The sequence below is a fragment of the Domibacillus sp. F004 genome (assembly GCF_057814295.1).
In genome coordinates this window covers 1-798 of sequence record NZ_JBVATB010000022.1, presented here as the reverse complement: position 1 = coordinate 798, position 798 = coordinate 1, and the positions used below count along the sequence as shown (strand labels likewise).

Here is a 798-nt window from a genome sequence, read left to right as displayed (position 1 = left end):
AACACCCGAAGTCGGTGGGGTAACCCTTACGGGAGCCAGCCGCCGAAGGTGGGGCAGATGATTGGGGTGAAGTCGTAACAAGGTAGCCGTATCGGAAGGTGCGGCTGGATCACCTCCTTTCTAAGGAATTTTTACCGAAAAACGAGACGTTTTGACTTTGATTTTGTTCAGTTTTGAAGGTTCAATTAAATAATCTTCATATACTTGTCGAGTAAGGGCCTGTAGCTCAGCTGGTTAGAGCGCACGCCTGATAAGCGTGAGGTCGGTGGTTCGAGTCCACTCAGGCCCACCATCCTTACTCTTCTTTTTTCTGTCGGGGCCTTAGCTCAGCTGGGAGAGCGCCTGCTTTGCACGCAGGAGGTCAGCGGTTCGATCCCGCTAGGCTCCACCATTATTGTATTATTGTTCTTTGAAAACTGGATAGAAGCAATCGTATGAATAAGTAGAAAACCAAGTAACACACATGAATGCCTTTTAGGTTAAGTTAGAAAGGGCGCACGGTGGATGCCTTGGCACTAGGAGCCGACGAAGGACGGGACTAACACCGATATGCTCCGGGGAGCTGTAAGTAAGCTTTGATCCGGAGATTTCCGAATGGGGAAACCCACCATCCGTAATGGGATGGTACCCTTGCCTGAATACATAGGGCAGGAGGAGGCATACCCGGGGAACTGAAACATCTAAGTACCCGGAGGAAGAGAAAGCAAACGCGATTCCCTGAGTAGCGGCGAGCGAAACGGGACATAGCCCAAACCAGAAAGCTTGCTTTCTGGGGTTGTAGGACACTCTATACGGAGT

The 798-nt window shown here is 50.4% G+C and carries 2 tRNA genes and 2 rRNA genes; all 4 read left to right on the top strand.

The features are described 5' to 3' along the window. Nucleotides 1-120 (top strand): 16S ribosomal RNA (locus ACZYRN_RS19220); the annotation flags it as partial. A gap of 95 nt (nucleotides 121-215) precedes the next feature. After that, a tRNA-Ile gene (locus ACZYRN_RS19215) sits at nucleotides 216-292 on the top strand. A gap of 23 nt (nucleotides 293-315) precedes the next feature. Further along, nucleotides 316-391 (top strand) — tRNA-Ala (locus ACZYRN_RS19210). Nucleotides 392-477: 86 nt separating this feature from the next. Then, nucleotides 478-798, top strand: a 23S ribosomal RNA gene (locus ACZYRN_RS19205); the annotation flags it as partial.